We start from the raw sequence: 16,038 nt of genomic DNA, 5'->3' as shown, positions 1-16,038 counted from the left end.
AATTCATTTTAACTTCATAATTCTCAGCTTCTTACGTTTATTTTATTATACGCATATTATTAGCTGAAGTTGCTTTCTCGATTTATGCAATATACAAAATCACTATTTTTCCGGGTCTATAATCATATTCGGTTAAGCTTTCGGCATTGTGAAGGTGATACACATTAAATTACTGAATTACTAACCTGGTTCTTAAGTTCTACTACGAGTTCTCTGTCAGTTCAGTTCCTTCTTCGTATACATAGTTCATATTATAAGTCCTGTTACTTAAAAATTGCTGAGTAAGAAATAAAGTATATATACATTAAAATTTCCATACATGTAAAAACAAAGCCACTCCCCTGCCTGTTTTTAATTATGCCAAACGGGTAAGACATACTTGTTCAAGCCTTTAATCTAACAGCTACAGAACTGATTTTATGAATCGGTATATGAAAAGGCGTGTTGGGAATATTATGTATGAATACTGCGACTATAAGGGGAAATAGCCTATGACCATAACACCGGAACAGCGGATTACCCTGCACGGATTTAACAACCTGACCAAATCATTGAGCTTCAATATGTACGATATTTGTTACACCAAAACCAAAGAAGAACGCGAGGCGTATATTGAATATATTGATGAACAATATAACTCAGATCGGCTGACAGCTATTTTAAAGAATGTATCTGACATTATCGGCGCCCATGTGCTCAACGTAGCCCAGCAGGATTATGTTCCTCAAGGAGCCAGCGTGACAGTACTTATATCAGAGGGACCCATTGTGGAGGTTCCGACTGAATCTTATGCCGAGTCACCAGGCCCCCTACCTGAATCTGTCGTGATACAGCTGGATAAAAGCCACATTACGGTTCACACCTACCCGGAATATCATCCAGACGAGGGGATCAGTACGTTTCGAGCAGATATTGATGTCTCTACCTGTGGGGAAATCTCCCCGCTCAAGGCACTCCACTATTTGACTCATTCTTTCGACACCGACATTATGACGATTGATTACCGGGTACGCGGCTTCACACGTGATATGAATGGACATAAGCTTTTCATCGACCATGATATCGGCTCCATTCAAAACTATATTCCAGACGAAGTGCGCAGTCAGTATGACATGATCGACGTGAATGTGTATCAGGAAAATATTTTCCATACCAAATGTAAGCTAAAACAATTCGATTTAGACAATTACCTGTTCGGCTACACCAAGGAAAGTCTGACTGAAAAAGAGCAACAAAATATATCAACACGTCTCAAAATTGAAATGGACGAAATTTACTACGGTAAAAATATGACGTAACAGATCGAATGCGTGAAAATAAAGTGAATCATTTCATTGAAAAAAAGGATGATCGCTTGGACTGAAATACAGCCAGGCTTTCATCCTTTTTTTGATACAAAATAAAAGATATTACTCAACTTAATCTGTACAAGCGAGTGATTGTTCACTATGATAGGGGAAGAAACCACTAATTTGAAATATCAGCATAGATTTTACATCCGCTTCATATTGTAAGCGCAATCAATCGATCCTACGTATGATTTTGTCATGGAAGACAAAGGAGGAATTTGCATGCAAGGCGGTATTGGCGGTAAAAATATCATTTTACGACTGGAAATTTCCACAGAGCACATCCAATTTGGTCAATTGATTACGTTGGTAAACGAACATGGCGGGGATGTAATCGCCATTGACGTCATCCGCACCTCTGAGAAGGTCACTGTGAGAGATATTACAGTCACCATTGCTGATCCAGCAGAAATCGATCAAATGATTGCCCGGATTAAAAAAGCACAAGGTGTTAAGGTATTATCCATCTCTGATCGTACCTTCCTATTACACCTCGGGGGCAAAATTGAAATGCAGCCCAAGGTCCCCATTCAAAACCGCGATGACTTATCCCGGGTATATACCCCCGATGTAGCACGCGTATGCATGGCGATTCACGAGGAGCCGGACAAAGCTTTCCGTTTGACGATCAAGCGCAATACGGTCGCCGTCGTCTCTGACGGAAGCGCTGTCCTCGGGCTAGGCAACATCGGTCCCTATGCAGCCATGCCAGTTATGGAAGGCAAAGCTATGCTGTTCAAGCAGCTCGGGTCCGTCGATGCCTTTCCCATCTGTCTGGACACGCAGGACACCGAAGAAATCATTAAGGCCATTAAGCAATTGGCCCCAGCCTTTGGCGGTATTAATCTGGAGGATATTTCATCGCCACGATGCTTTGAGATTGAACAGCGGTTACGTAACGAGCTGGACATACCTGTTTTTCATGACGATCAGCACGGTACAGCTGTCGTTTTGTACGCAGGGCTGATCAATGCGCTCAAGGTTGTCGGCAAGGCCCTGTCTGACGTCAAAATTGTCGTCTGTGGTATCGGGGCTGCGGGTGTGGCCTGTACGAAAATTTTGCTATCTGCAGGAGCAGTCAATATCATTGGCGTAGATCGTCACGGAGCGCTTACAGCGCATGAAACATACGAGCATCAAATGTGGAATTGGTATGCGCAGCATACCAACCCCGAACGGCTGTCTGGCACGCTGTCCGAGGTTCTGAAGGACGCTGACGTGTTTATCGGACTATCGGCAGGCGGACTACTGCAACGAGAAGACGTGAAACGTATGAAAGAAGCCCCGGTACTGTTCACTATGGCTAACCCGGTTCCCGAAATTGCGCCAGAGGACGTCGAGGACATTGCGGGTGTCATCGCCACCGGACGTTCGGACTATCCTAACCAAATTAACAATGTGCTTTGTTTCCCAGGCATCTTTCGAGCAGCGCTCGACTGCCGTGCCCGTGAAATCAACGAAGAGATGAAGCTGGCGGCCGCCGAGGCCATCGCAGGCACGATCCGTCCTGAAGAACTAAACAAGCTGTATATAATCCCTGGTGTATTTAACGAGAGTGCGGTTCAACGGGTGCGTGAAAAGGTAATTCAAGCCGCAATTGCGAGTGGTACAGCGAGAAGAGTGCCTCGGGATTTCAGATAAAAGAAAAGGATTGCTCCCCTAAATGCGGGTGCAATCCTTTTTGCTATGGAAAGATCAGACTGCATATCCGTTATCTTCACAGCGGTTATGACCTCCATTTGGAGAACAATTGACTGGCACGCTGGGCAAATTCCTCCAGATTAAAGTTGGAGTTGTCCAGCTTGTAGTACCATTTTTTAATCGTATCCAAAATCCATGAGGGAACTTTAACCTCCGAGATACCGGAATAAAACGTATGATACGCCCACACCAAATGCTCCCAGCGCTTGTCATCGCCTTCCTTCACGTATTCAGATACGTCCAATACCTTGGCACGCCCGTCTTGCATGAGTACATTCTTGAGGTGGATGTCACGGGGGTTCAGCCCCTTGGATCGGACAAATTCTCTCGCCTTTTCCACATCCAGAATGACCTGCTCTGGCACAGGAATTCCTTGCAGCAAACAATCCAGCAGCGTAATACCGGATTCATAACTTATGACAATATACTTGTCGCCTTTTCCGTAATAATGAGGAAAAAAGTCAGACCCTCGCAAACGCTCATATACGTCGGCCTCCGCATCTTTCTTGTCGATCGCCATGTCTGAGTACACCTTGAATGCGTAGCCTGGCAACGTATCCAGCGTAAATACGGCCGCATCTGTCCCGATGCCAATACAGCGGACGTCTTGAGTGGCTGTTTTAATGGTAACCGGATCATTATCCTCTGTACTGTATACGGTCACTTGACTTATGATGTCTTCTGCCTGCCTCCATTGTTCTACCATGCGCGATCCCCTCCTTTTCTGTTCTAAACCATTACCAATGAAATTAGATCTATAACAGATAAATAGTATTACGGGTTAGCTTTGGGAATGGCTTCAAAATAGGTTGATTCTTTTAGAAAAAACGGTATGTGCCGTGTCTAACGAGCGTCCGGCAAAAGCAACCTTCTTAACTCTGCATAGCTTGCCGCTGTTTTATAGATTCCTAGCACGTCAGTTTCCGGGGGAGCGTTCCTGTGATTGAACCAGATCACCTGCCAATTCGCAGCTATAGCTCCCGCCACGTCATTGCGCCAGGAATCCCCAATGTAACAGCAGTGCTCTGCTAACGTTCCTGTCCGTTCGTTCACTACTTCAAAAATGCGCGGATCAGGCTTGGCATAGCCAACGGTTCCAGATACAAAGATATGCTCTGCTGCAACATGATTTTCCAACGCCATAGCCTTGATCTTGCTCATCTGGTGTTCTTCAAGACCGTTGGTAATTAATCCAACTAAAAAGCCAGCCGAGCTCAAATCATTTATTAACGAGGTAGCCCCCTCAAAAGGCTCAATTCGGTACTGACGATCCAAATATTCTTGTTGAACATGTACTGCCTGCTCACGGGTAATTTCTATCCCGAATTCTTGTAAAGCCAGAATGAAACGGCCTTCTCTCATCTCATCCAGTTCATGCGTCCCTGCCTTCCCCTCCAGTAGTCCTCCTTTAGCCGATAGTACATCGCTGTAATAGCGAATACGATGGTAGGCTTTCTCAAAAGGAAAACGCTCACTCAATCCTAATACTGTTCGCAATGCATCGCGTGTAGGGTGCAAATGATCGTACATCGTATCATCTACATCAAAAAAAACAGCCTTCTTTTGCAAGTTCATATGCCCACTTCTTTCTGTTAAATCTTCGGATGTCGCTCCTTTTCACCTTGTCCTGATATTATACCCGTTGGCCTGTTGCGTTGCACCCTGTCCTTCACACTGCGCTCCTGCATTCACACTTCACGGTTGCTAACATACACTGAAAAAGACCGCATTTTCGCAAACTCACTTTACTTCTCTACCGAGCTAATATAGGTATCTTGTCCTGCTTTGCCCGAAAGCGTTTTATTTGACAACACACGGGTAAAAGGTCACATTTTTGAAAAGATTCGTCATACAGGTTTACATTTCGTGTAAAATCACGTACCTTTTAGGGATGGACGCTTTATGGATGTATTGGATAAGGGAGGCATACACGATGGATTCCGGTTCTAACCTAGCCTATGGATCAGCTACACCTTTGATTGAGGCACTTATAGAATTTGAAAAGGAGCTCGAAGCGAACCGGCATTCTTTGAGTTTTGATTTGGGATTGATTATGGAGCAGGGCCGCGCGCCACGATATATGGCTACACCACCAGATGTTATTCCTTTTGCCCATGCAGGGGTGGACGGAATACATTATGGCTTTTTAACGGATTTTGGTCTTGAAAAGGACCTTTCACAGGCCCCTATCGTATGCGTATCTCCCGTCGATTGGACGGGTGTATGGGTGGTTGCCCGTCATTTGCAGGATTTTTTAAGTGTTGTTTATACAGAGAACAGTTCATTACAACGATACTACGCCAGTGGAGATGACTATTCTGGACATGCAGGTCAGCGACTGCCTCAGGTTGTAGATGAACGTACCGCGTTTGTACGCGAATGCTTCCGGGAACGCTTTGGTATCGAACCGATTCAGGATATGGCTGCCTATATCGATAGTTTGCGTACAGAACGGAAGCACAATGAAGCAGCTCCTACGCTGAACGGCTTGGGCATTCAGGTATCTTCTTCTGCGAAGCATAGCTCTTCTAAGGAGAGTGCCCTCTTGACCGTAACGGAGCCTTTCCTTTGGGAACAACAAGGCGAAGCTGTGCGTGAGTTATTCCACAACGGTTCGCGTGAAGCCAGACTGGCCTTTATTCGAGATGCCCAGACACGGCATCTGTTCACCCATTCTGCCCTTCGTGCTTTTGTAGCTGGACAGCTTAAGTTGATGGGCCTATCTGAGGCCGCAACATATCTGGAAGAGTCCTACTATACCGTTATTCCTGATATGATAGAATCATGATGAATTCCTTGGATTTCCCCTAACCTAACCGCCTCCGAAAAGGCGGCTTTTTGTGCTACAATAAATGAAAATAATAGGGTCGAACGGCCCGGTACGAATGAAAGAGAGCGAGCATGAATAATCATTCCTATCCTACTCCTGAAATCATTGAGGTTTGTCTGTTGGCGGGCAAACTGATGATGCAAAATGGAGCCGAAACCTATCGTGTTGAAGACACGATGTCCCGCATTGCTTCGGCCTATGGCATATCCCAGTCCCATAGCTATGTCACACCAACTGGGATTTTTTTTGCCATTAATGACTCGGAGCCTGCCACGCTCATTCGCATCGTAGAGCGGACCACCGATTTGCACAAGGTGACAGAGGTCAATTCCATTTCACGTAAAATCAGCACAGGTGATTTGTCTCCCCGCGCTGCCGTCAAGGAGCTTTCGGAGATTGAATGTGGTCCCCTCCGTTATTCTAACCGTATACAGCTGATGGCTGCTGCGTTGGCCAGCGGTTGCTTTATGATCATGTTTGGTGGAGTTTGGCGAGATTTCCCCGCAGCTGTGTTATGCGGAGGTATCGGATTTGCAGCCGTACAGTATTTTCACAGGCTCGTTAAGGTTAAGTTTTTCTCAGAGTTTTCTGCATCTTTTCTAATCGGTTTGCTGGCGGCTCTATTAACGATAGTAGGCTGGGGACAGATGATGGATAAAATTATTATTGGCTCTGTCATGCCACTGGTTCCAGGCTTGTTAATTACAAATGCCATCCGTGATTTAATGTCCGGGCACCTTGTTTCGGGTCTTTCCAAGGGAGCCGATGCTTGCCTGACGTCTTTCGGCATTGGAGCTGGCGTTGCGGTGATCATTTCTTATATGTGATTCGGAGGAGATTCAAGTCTATGCTTGCACAATTATTCACAAGCTTTATTGCCACCGCTGCATTCGGCATACTTTTCCATGCCCCCCGGCGCTCGCTGCTGCAATGCGGTTTCGTCGGTATGCTAGGCTGGCTGGTCTATTATTCAACTACGGACAGCATGGGACCTGTGAGCGCCAGCCTTTTGGCAACGATCCTCATCGGCATCGTCAGTCAAGGCTTTGCGCGGCTGTACAAAATGCCTGTGATTATTTTCAGTGTCGCAGGCATGATTCCGCTCGTTCCAGGGGGAATGGCCTATAATGCCATGCGCCAGTTCGTACAACAACATTATCCGCAGGCACTGGAGCTGGCGATGAGCACGCTGATGATCGCAGGAGCGATTGCTGTCGGTTTGGTGCTGTCTGAAGTGCTTAATCAGATTTTTCACAGTATACGTTTTAAACCACAGCGCTAAAAGCGATGAAAATAGAAAAGCAAAAGAGGCTGCTCCCAAAATCATCTGCAGTGTATGAGACGATTTTGGAAACAGCCTTTTTCTGTACACGTTACAAAGAATATTTATATGTCATAAGCTTATTCATCCACTCGCTTACCCAATATCGCTAAATCTCGCTCTATGCTGTCCAGCACAGCTACACGCGGATAGTACCCCCATTGCTCAAAACCAAACTTCCGTAGCAGCCCAATACTTGGCTCATTATGACCAAAAACAAATCCCAACAACGTGGTAATCCCCAGTCTCGGACATTCATTTAGCAAGTGCTGCACCAGTCGACTTCCTGTTCCGGTTCCACGAGAATCCTCATGGACGTATATGCTAATTTCTGCTGTACCGTTATAAGCTGGACGCCCATAAAAGGACTGAAGACTGGCCCATCCGGCAATTGTACCCTTTTGTTTTAAAACCCACAAAGGCCGGTGGTTTTCCTGATGAGCCTCAAACCATGGAATTCGACTTTCCACTGTCACCGGTTCCAGATCTGCCGTGACCATTCGTCCTGCGATCGTAGAATTATAAATGTCCACAATATCGGGAAGATCCTCTTTGCATGCAAATTCAATGGAAAAAGATTGGTCGTTATTCATTATTCGTATCCGCCTCCTATTGTGTGATTTATTTATTGTACAAGACAAGCGCCCGATCAGCCATATCGAGTTGTTTTGCGGATTAGTCCCAAAGGGTTTTATAATAGAGCTTGAAGAAAAACAAAAACGGAGTAAGCGATTTAACATGACGAGACGGGAGGTATGTTTCGGAGTCAAGGATTCTGAAGCAGCTTAATATGAATATTGGAACTCAACTCTTGATTTTGGAAATACCTATGGAATCTTTTTTTGGAAAAACAACCATTTATCCTGTACTGCTCAAGGACGAGGATGGACTTACACTGATTGACACGGGAATGCTCGGCCAATTGGAGCCATTACGCAAGGCTATTTCAGATGTGGGTGAGGATATCAGCCGCCTGAAAAGAATTATTTTAACACATCAAGATATTGACCATATCGGAAATGTTCATGCACTGCTGGACTTGCTGCCGAATACTGCCCTGTTAGCCCATAAGGATGACGTCCCTTATATGACAGGAGAGCGACCATTTGTGAAGCTAACGCCGGAACGGATTAATCAGTTGGATACTACGCTCAAGCAACAAGCAGAGGATCTGATTCGCCGCCTGCCAGATTTGCGCTTTGCTCATATTCTTGAGGATGGTGAGCATCTACCCTATGGTGGAGGAATACAGATTATACATACACCCGGCCACACGCCCGGGCATATCAGCTTGTATGTGCCCGCACAAAAGCTGCTCTTGGCAGCAGATGAGTTGCTTGTAGTCGAAGGTGAACTGGTCGGTCCCGCTGAGTCGGCTACGCCGGATATGCCACTGGCCCTAAAGAGCCTCGATAAACTGACTGTATTGGATGTTGATAAGGTACTCTGCTACCATGGTGGTTACTATGATCAGAATGTACAGGCACGTCTGCAAACATTAAGTCAGGAAAGAGAATAAGTCATTCCATGCTATAAATAATGATGTATGAAGAGCTATAATGAATAAATAGGCAGAAAGGAATGAGACTTTATGAATGAGAAAATAACCCGACTGTATGATGAACTGAAGTCACAGTCTTGGGACGGCCTGCTTGTGACCGATCCTAAACATATTTACTACCTGACGGGCTTTGCCAGTGATCCGCATGAGCGTTTTCTTGGTCTGGTGTTGCTTCGGGACCAAGAACCAGAACTGATCGTACCCGCCCTGGATGCAGAAGCCGCCCAAGCTGCTTCTTCTGTGACTCGTATATCCACCCACACCGATACGGACAATCCATATGATCTGCTTCGTCAACGCACAGGCACCGGTGTGAAAGCATTCGCACTGGAAAAGGAGCACGTCTCCGTCCTCCGTTACGAACAGCTACATACTGCCATTGGCGCGGCTCAATATGTGGACCTGGGTCCAGTGCTTCAAGAAATGCGTGTGAGAAAAACTCCTGAGGAAGTACAACGTCTGAAACATGCAGCTCGTTTGGTGGAAGATGCCCTTCGTCACGGTCTCACCCATGTGCGTGAAGGGGTGACGGAAGTCGAGCTGGTGGCCGAAATCGAATACCAGATGAAAAAAATCGGTGCAGATGGCCCGTCTTTTGACACAACAGTGCTGTCTGGACCCAAAACAGCCTTGCCTCATGGTGTTCCGGGTACCCGCAAGCTGCAACACGGCGATCTGCTCATGTTTGATATGGGCGTATATTCCGATGGTTATGCTTCGGATATTACACGTACTTTTGCTTTTGGAAAGCTATCGACTGAGCTCGAAACAATTTATAATACGGTTCTTCGCTCGAACGAAGCAGGAATTGCCGCCATTCGCCCGGGAGTTTCCTGCGCATCCGTAGATCAGGCAGCACGGGCTGTTGTTGAATCCGCTGGATATGGCCCTGCCTTTAACCATCGAGTTGGACACGGCCTTGGCATGAGTGTTCACGAATATCCATCTGTACACGGAGGCAATAGCGATCTGCTTCATGAAGGCTTCGTGTTCACAATCGAACCCGGCATCTATGTGCCAGGCCTCGGCGGTGTGCGGATTGAAGATGACGTTCTGGTCACCTCTGATGGTGTTGAAGTGCTTACCTCTTTTCCAAAAGAACTGACAGTGCTCGGATAAATCCATTTGCTATTCATTATATAAAAAGTATGAAAAAAGGAGGGGTAACCCCAAGCCATCATGGCTTTAGGGTTTGCCCCTCCTCTTCTATAAAGCTGAAATTGCGTGCAATGTACAAAATGGGTGTACCCGCCGCAGTCAATACAAATTTTAAGATGTAGGTGGTGAATAATATCTCGATCCATATCCCCCACGCATAACCGTAAAAGGCAATAGTACAGAAAATGAGCGTATCTATAAACGAGCTGATCATCGTGCTGCCATTGCCGCGAATCCAGAGCTGATGACGTTCCGGGAAAAACTTGCGAATCCAGGCGTACAGACGCACGTCCAGCAATTGACTGACTGCATAGGCTGTCAAGCTGGCAAGCGCAAGCCTTGGCAACAATCCAAACAGCTGTTGCATCGGGGTCTGGGCAAAATCCGTTGCAGTTGGCTCGAATTGCAGCACCATTTGCATCGTGACCGTCGTCATAATCAGAGTGAAAAAGCCGAACCACACAGCTTTACGCGCCTCTTTAGGCCCATATTTTTCATTCAGCAAGTCGCTGGCCATATACATAGAAACATACATCGTATTTCCCAATGTCGTGGTAATGCCGACCAGATCAATCGTTTTGGTTACCTGAATGTTAGCTAGTACAGTAGCAACACCAATCCAGGCGTACAGCCCTTTTTTACCGAACAACCGAAAACATAACAAAAAGAACATAAAATTGACGAGGACAAAAGCTGCCCCCCATAAAAGATTAAACATAAAATCCTCCTAGTTTTGATAGCGCGGGATGGTTGCGAACCGCGGTTCATCCGAAGCAAGCCGGAAAAACATTATTTTAATGTATCATAGATTAGGATTCGTGAACAGCTATAATTTACACTGTCCTAAGCCTAATATAAAGAGCCGACCTTAAGGTCGACTCTGAGTATTGAGGTGCACAGTGCACGTGTTACATATGCGATAGATGCGATATGAGACTGTAGTTTACACCATCTTGTCTATCTTTTACTTAAGAGTGCGCCGTTGCATCCAAATCCATACCTTGATTGTTGAACACGTCTTGATCGTTCTCTTTGAGCACCTTGCCTGAAATGAGACCTGCGGTAATAGAATCATTGACATTTAACGCTGTGCGACCCATATCAATCAACGGTTCGACTGAGATGAGCAATCCTGCCAATGCCACTGGAAGATTCATGGTGGAAAGCACGATCAGGGAAGCGAAAGTGGCACCACCGCCTACACCCGCCACGCCGAACGAGCTGATCGTAACGACTAAAATAAGCGTGAGGATAAAATCCCAGCTCGTTGGATCAATACCCACGGTTGGAGCAATCATAACCGCCAGCATCGCCGGATAAATACCAGCACAGCCGTTTTGTCCAATAGTCGCTCCCAAGGTCGCAGACAGATTCGCGATGCCATCGGACACACCAAGTTTTTTCGTTTGCGTTTCAACATTTAACGGAATGGTCGCCGCACTGGAACGAGAAGTAAAAGCAAAAACCAGTGTAGGCAATACCTTTTTCACATACGTCACCGGATTATAGCCGAACAAGGCCAGCAAAATAAGATGAATGATAAACATGACCAACAAAGCCACATAAGAAGCGAGCACAAACTTGATTAGCTTCAAAATTTCATCTGGATTGGTCGTAGCTACTACTTTAGTGATCAGTGCTAAAATACCGTAAGGTGTCAATCTCAGCACCAACGTTACAATCCGCATCACTACAGCGTACATTGCATCGATCACTTTACGGAAGGTTTGCGCCTGTTCCGGTTTTTTACGATCCAATCCGAGCACAGCCACCCCGATAAAGGCCGAGAAAATAACCACCGCCAGCGTCGACGTACGACGTGCTCCCGTCATATCCTCAAAAGGATTTGAAGGAATAAATTCCAGCACCTGCTGTGGAATGGTCATGTCCTGAACTGTTCCAAGGCGCTCTTCCATCTTCAAGCCCTGTGCTTGTTCCTTTTCTCCACCTTGAATCTCAATGGCCTTTAAATCAAATGACAGACTGGTTACAATACTCACTGAAGCAGCAATTGCCGTTGTAATCAGTAGTACTGCAATAATGGACACGCTGATTTTGCCAAGGTTCTGTCTTCCTTTCAAATTCATAATAGCCGAAATAATCGACACCATGATAAGCGGAATAACGACCATTTGCAGCAAACGGACATAACCATTACCTGCGAGGTTGAACCAATCAACTGATTTTGTAATGACCTCTGAGCCTGCCCCATAGGCATATTGTAGAATAGCCCCGTAGATCAGTCCGAAGCCAAGTGCGGCAAATACCCTTTTTGTAAAGGAGATGTGCTTTTTCTGCATCCAGACCAACACGCCGAGCAGTGCAAGCAGCACGATGACATTCAAAATAATAAAGAAGGTATCCATATATCATTTCCTCCAAACTTAAACGTAAGATGTTTTCTAAAGTGACCCTTCAATTCGAAGATTACTATATCACAAAGCCAACTATTTTTGTAGGTTTTATTGAAATAAAAATAATAAATCTGCTTCAGCCTTAGATTTATCAAAATGACAAACAGCAAGCCTTCGTAAGATGAAGGCTTGCTGTTTGTTATCCTGAACAGAACGACATGTATTCAACTTAGCTGCCGGGGCTCTTTTCCACAACCGAGTTCGGAGAAGCATTCATGCCAGATGTAGATGCTACTTGCGAATGCTCATCTTTTTCATCCACAAAGCCCATAAAATACGTAATTACGCCAGCCGTAACAAACGAAATCAGTATACCCACAATACCGTACACAAGCGTGGGTTCAGAAAATAAAGGTAAGCTGAGCAGCCCAGCAGACGTACCAATAGCAGTAAGCTCTGTTTCAAACAAACACATACAAGCCCCACCAACGGCTCCACCAATCATAACTGCTATTAACGGTTTTTTGAAACGGATATTGACACCATACATGGCCGGCTCAATGATTCCCAGCATGGCTAACAAACCTGTGGACGCAGCCAGCGTTTTGACTTTGGGATTTTTGGATTTAACACATACGCCAAATGTTGCGCCAGCCTGAGCGAAAGCCGCTGCAATGACCACGGGAAAAATATGATCGTAACCCAATGTTGTAAGCGAGCTGATCATAATCGGTAGCATTATATATTGCATGCCTGCAATAATAAGCAAAGACATCGCGCCTCCGAGCAACAGCCCTGTAAATATTCCTGCATTGTCAAACAACCAGCCTAGTCCATCCGATACATGTTGGCCGAGATAACTCCACAGTGGTCCGAAAGCGAACACCATCAAAGGTATAGTGATTATCAGTGTCAAAGTCGGGACAACCAATAATTTAAGTGAATAAGGGGTATACCTGTCTAACCATCTTTCGACACACGATGCTATCCAAACGACAACAAGTATGAGTACTATAGATGAAGCAGCTTGTGGGTCTATAACTGACAGACCGGCAAAACGTACCTCCTCACTTGACTGGAATAAACTTGTTAGTTGGGGATGGAATACGGATACTGCGATGGCTGCCGCAACAAATACATTGCTGCGCAGCCTTCTTGCCGCACTTGCCGCAACAAAAATAGGTAGAAAGTAATATACCCCATCGCTGATAGCCATTAAAATAGTATATACCTGCGGATCAGACAACAATAAACCGAAGGACATTAAAACTAATATAATTACCTTGATGATTCCTGCCCCAATCATTGCCGGCAAGATCGGAGTGAATACGCCTGATACATAATCTAATAGACGACTTATCGGATTTCCCCCTGTAGCAGCTCTGTTACTGCCGGAAGTCGGCTCTAGTTCATCTTCTCCTCTGACCTGCGAAATCATTTCTTTGGAAAGTAAATCCCCATTCATAACTACCTTTTCCCCTTTTATATGTATATTGAAGAACACTTTCGAACTTACCAAACCAAGCTTAGAAGAATATTGTTATAAAAGCGGTATTCCTTATGCTACTTATATTACTTCTTTTTTACAATAGTTTTAAAGAAGGAGTAATCTATTCGTTTTTATGCACCTGATAATTTACATCAAACTTACATCTAAACACCTAAGACCATAGTTATATATTTTTTGTTTGTTTTTGGGCAAATATGACTATTCAACCGCCTGTTAATTATGTAAAATAGGTCTAACCTACTTTTTAGTAAATCATGGATTACTTCCCTTTCACATTCTTGTTCCTTGAATACAGCTGAAATATACATAGAATCCGAACATTTTCAGTCTTTTCTTCAAGCAAGGAGAGGAAAACAAGTAGATCATGGCGTGTCTAGCATCTTATTGGACAAGCGGCCTACATCAAGCAGGGGAATTCGTCTGACTTTATTACCATCATGTGAGAGGAGAATTTTCATGAAGAGTTTTAATCGTTCCATTGGCGCGAAATTACGAATTATGTTTTTGCTGATTCAGCTCTTTGCATCCCTTTTGTTCAGCATCAGTTTCTATGCAATATCCATGAGTATCATTAATAACAGTGTCATGCCTCAGGTAGACCAATTGCTAGAAATTGGAGCTAAAAATGTATATCAGGATCTCAATATTTCCTTAGCTGTTCAGGCCGGGCAAGGAAGCGGTTCTGATTCCGGCTCCGCTATACAGATGGAATCCTATCTGCAGGACAAAGTCGATACCCTCAAATTAGAATCGGCATATATCGCGGTAGTGAAGGATGGTAAAGCCGAAGTCGTCGCACGGAATGTAAAATCAGTATACAAGGTCAAGGATGCACTCATTCCTGTAGAGGATGTAAAAAAGGCAAAACAAGGCGAGATGAATATCAGTGAAATATATAGCGATTCGTACGGAGTACACAAAACCGCCTTCTTTGCTATATCGGGTAGTAATTTAGTTCTAGGCGTGAACGAAGATGTTGGATTCGTACAAGAAAAATCCCAACAAATTCTATGGATTTGCATAGGTATTACAGTGGCAACACTCCTGCTGGGCGGAATTATTTCTACCCTCGTGATACGTAAAGTTGTAAAACCCATTGCTGAATTGGTTCGTCATAGCGAAAAAATTGCTCAAGGTGATCTTTCACAAGAAGCGAAGGTTCATGGCGTCAATGAAATTGCGCAACTTGCCCGCAGCTTCCAATCGATGTCTCATAACTTAAAAGAAATGATCGGCCATGTGCTTTCTACATCCGGTGCGGTTGTTGAAGGATCGGACGAGCTGCTTCGTCGGACTGAGGCTATGAGTGTAAAAGTCCAGGATTCTACAGTTGCCGCAGAGGAAATAGCAAAGGGCAGTACCAGCATAGCTACAGCTGCTGCTGAAAATGCGCAGGCTATGGAGGAAATCGCTCAAGGTGTTCAGCACATCGCCTCCTCTGCCAATGATGTATCCGATCAAATCAGTGAAGCGACAAAAGAAACGGTTAACGGTACTACGCTCGCTCAAAAAGCTGTAGCTCAAATGTCACAGGTAGGACATGCTGCCGATGAATCGCTTCGATACATCCATAGTATGAATGAGCGCTCAGAAGCCATTGGCAGTATCGTTTCGGCTATTTTCGATATCACGAAGCAAATCCAAATGTTGTCCCTGAATGCCTCCATTGAAGCTGCCCGTGCGGGCGAACATGGACGGGGCTTCGCCGTAGTAGCCGGAGAAGTGCGCAAGCTTGCGGAGCAATCTAAAGAAGCCACTCAAGAAATTTCCGACTATTTGGTTACCATTCAAGAAGTATCGCAACAATCTGTGGACTCTGTGACCCAGGTGAGCCGTGAAATTCATTCGGGAACGGAAATGGTTCAACAAGCGAGCTCAGCCTTTAACCAGCTAAGTGAGCTTATGCAAAAGATCAATGCTACGATTCAAACGGTATCTGCAGCAACGGAACAAGTATCCGCCAGCTCGGAAGAAGTATCTGCTTCCGTGGAAGAGACAGCTCTCATCGCTGCCAATGCACAGCATATGATTCAGGAAATCGGTTTAAATGCCGATGAGCAACTGAATGAAATGGAAAGCCACAGCGAGGTTGTTCGCCAATTAAGCAAACAAGCAACCGAGCTGCAAAAGGCTGTCCAAAAATTTAAAATTACGTAAGCCGATACCATAGAGGATTTTGCAAAATCCTGAATAAAGAGAGGTATCTCTCAGTCATGAAAATGGCTGTAGAGATACCTCTTTATTTTTAAGAGCG

Annotated in this window: 14 protein-coding genes; 8 read left to right on the top strand and 6 right to left on the bottom strand. The window is 45.1% G+C overall.

The window, feature by feature from the left end; translation table 11 throughout:
• The first annotated feature begins 491 nt into the window (after window positions 1-491).
• Both speD and MHH57_RS06920 read left to right on the top strand, forming a co-directional pair.
• A complete protein-coding gene (gene speD, locus MHH57_RS06925) occupies window positions 492-1,298 on the top strand; it encodes an adenosylmethionine decarboxylase (RefSeq protein ID WP_029516409.1) in 807 nt (268 codons plus the stop codon).
• A gap of 273 nt (window positions 1,299-1,571) precedes the next feature.
• On the top strand, window positions 1,572-2,990 hold the full coding sequence (locus MHH57_RS06920; protein ID WP_342434977.1) for an NAD-dependent malic enzyme: 1,419 nt from the start codon (window positions 1,572-1,574) through the stop codon (window positions 2,988-2,990).
• A gap of 85 nt (window positions 2,991-3,075) precedes the next feature.
• On the opposite strand, the gene MHH57_RS06915 is transcribed toward MHH57_RS06920, so the two are convergent.
• Complete coding sequence (locus MHH57_RS06915; protein WP_029516407.1) at window positions 3,076-3,756, bottom strand: serine/threonine protein kinase; 681 nt, start codon at window positions 3,754-3,756, stop codon at window positions 3,076-3,078.
• Window positions 3,757-3,893: 137 nt separating this feature from the next.
• A complete protein-coding gene (locus MHH57_RS06910) occupies window positions 3,894-4,625 on the bottom strand; it encodes an HAD family hydrolase (protein ID WP_029516406.1) in 732 nt (243 codons plus the stop codon).
• A gap of 358 nt (window positions 4,626-4,983) precedes the next feature.
• On the opposite strand from MHH57_RS06910, the gene MHH57_RS06905 reads away from it, so the two are divergent.
• The 3 genes from MHH57_RS06905 (at window position 4,984) to MHH57_RS06895 (ending at window position 7,162) form a co-directional block, all read left to right on the top strand.
• Window positions 4,984-5,838: a hypothetical protein gene (locus tag MHH57_RS06905; RefSeq protein WP_029516405.1), complete on the top strand. Its 855-nt coding sequence runs from the start codon at window positions 4,984-4,986 to the stop codon at window positions 5,836-5,838.
• Window positions 5,839-5,951: 113 nt separating this feature from the next.
• The gene (locus MHH57_RS06900) at window positions 5,952-6,707 is read left to right on the top strand and encodes a threonine/serine exporter family protein (RefSeq protein WP_029516404.1); all 756 of its coding nucleotides are present in this window, start codon (window positions 5,952-5,954) and stop codon (window positions 6,705-6,707) included.
• A gap of 20 nt (window positions 6,708-6,727) precedes the next feature.
• Window positions 6,728-7,162 (top strand): threonine/serine exporter family protein, encoded by a 435-nt coding sequence (locus MHH57_RS06895; RefSeq protein ID WP_013309318.1) that lies wholly within the window; start codon window positions 6,728-6,730, stop codon window positions 7,160-7,162.
• A 119-nt stretch (window positions 7,163-7,281) separates the two neighbouring features.
• Here the strand turns inward: MHH57_RS06895 and MHH57_RS06890 are convergent, their stop codons facing one another.
• A complete protein-coding gene (locus tag MHH57_RS06890; protein ID WP_069012554.1) occupies window positions 7,282-7,794 on the bottom strand; it encodes a GNAT family N-acetyltransferase in 513 nt (170 codons plus the stop codon).
• A 197-nt stretch (window positions 7,795-7,991) separates the two neighbouring features.
• Here MHH57_RS06890 and MHH57_RS06885 point away from each other — a divergent pair, with 197 nt between their 5' ends.
• Window positions 7,992-8,720, top strand: a complete 729-nt coding sequence (locus MHH57_RS06885; protein WP_069012553.1) for an MBL fold metallo-hydrolase — start codon at window positions 7,992-7,994, stop codon at window positions 8,718-8,720.
• Window positions 8,721-8,792: 72 nt separating this feature from the next.
• Window positions 8,793-9,881: a Xaa-Pro peptidase family protein gene (locus MHH57_RS06880; RefSeq protein ID WP_069012552.1), complete on the top strand. Its 1,089-nt coding sequence runs from the start codon at window positions 8,793-8,795 to the stop codon at window positions 9,879-9,881.
• Window positions 9,882-9,939: 58 nt separating this feature from the next.
• Here the strand turns inward: MHH57_RS06880 and MHH57_RS06875 are convergent, their stop codons facing one another.
• The 3 genes from MHH57_RS06875 to MHH57_RS06865 all read right to left on the bottom strand — a co-directional run bounded on the left by MHH57_RS06875 (window position 9,940) and on the right by MHH57_RS06865 (window position 13,739).
• Window positions 9,940-10,638 (bottom strand): queuosine precursor transporter, encoded by a 699-nt coding sequence (locus tag MHH57_RS06875; RefSeq protein ID WP_165144939.1) that lies wholly within the window; start codon window positions 10,636-10,638, stop codon window positions 9,940-9,942.
• Between the two features lie 250 nt (window positions 10,639-10,888).
• Window positions 10,889-12,286 carry an L-cystine transporter gene (locus MHH57_RS06870; RefSeq protein WP_342434976.1) on the bottom strand — a complete coding sequence of 466 codons (1,398 nt, stop codon included), beginning with the start codon at window positions 12,284-12,286 and terminating at the stop codon, window positions 10,889-10,891.
• Window positions 12,287-12,503: 217 nt separating this feature from the next.
• The gene (locus MHH57_RS06865) at window positions 12,504-13,739 is read right to left on the bottom strand and encodes a PTS transporter subunit EIIC (RefSeq protein ID WP_342434975.1); all 1,236 of its coding nucleotides are present in this window, start codon (window positions 13,737-13,739) and stop codon (window positions 12,504-12,506) included.
• Between the two features lie 501 nt (window positions 13,740-14,240).
• On the opposite strand from MHH57_RS06865, the gene MHH57_RS06860 reads away from it, so the two are divergent.
• Window positions 14,241-15,941, top strand: a complete 1,701-nt coding sequence (locus tag MHH57_RS06860; protein ID WP_029516396.1) for a HAMP domain-containing methyl-accepting chemotaxis protein — start codon at window positions 14,241-14,243, stop codon at window positions 15,939-15,941.
• Window positions 15,942-16,038: the final 97 nt, after the last annotated feature.

Source organism: Paenibacillus sp. FSL H7-0442 (genome assembly GCF_038593105.1).
GTDB classification, from domain to species: Bacteria; Bacillota; Bacilli; order Paenibacillales; family Paenibacillaceae; genus Paenibacillus; species Paenibacillus polymyxa_D.
Note: the sequence above shows the minus strand (reverse complement) of the source record. Positions and strands in the feature narration are given on the sequence as shown.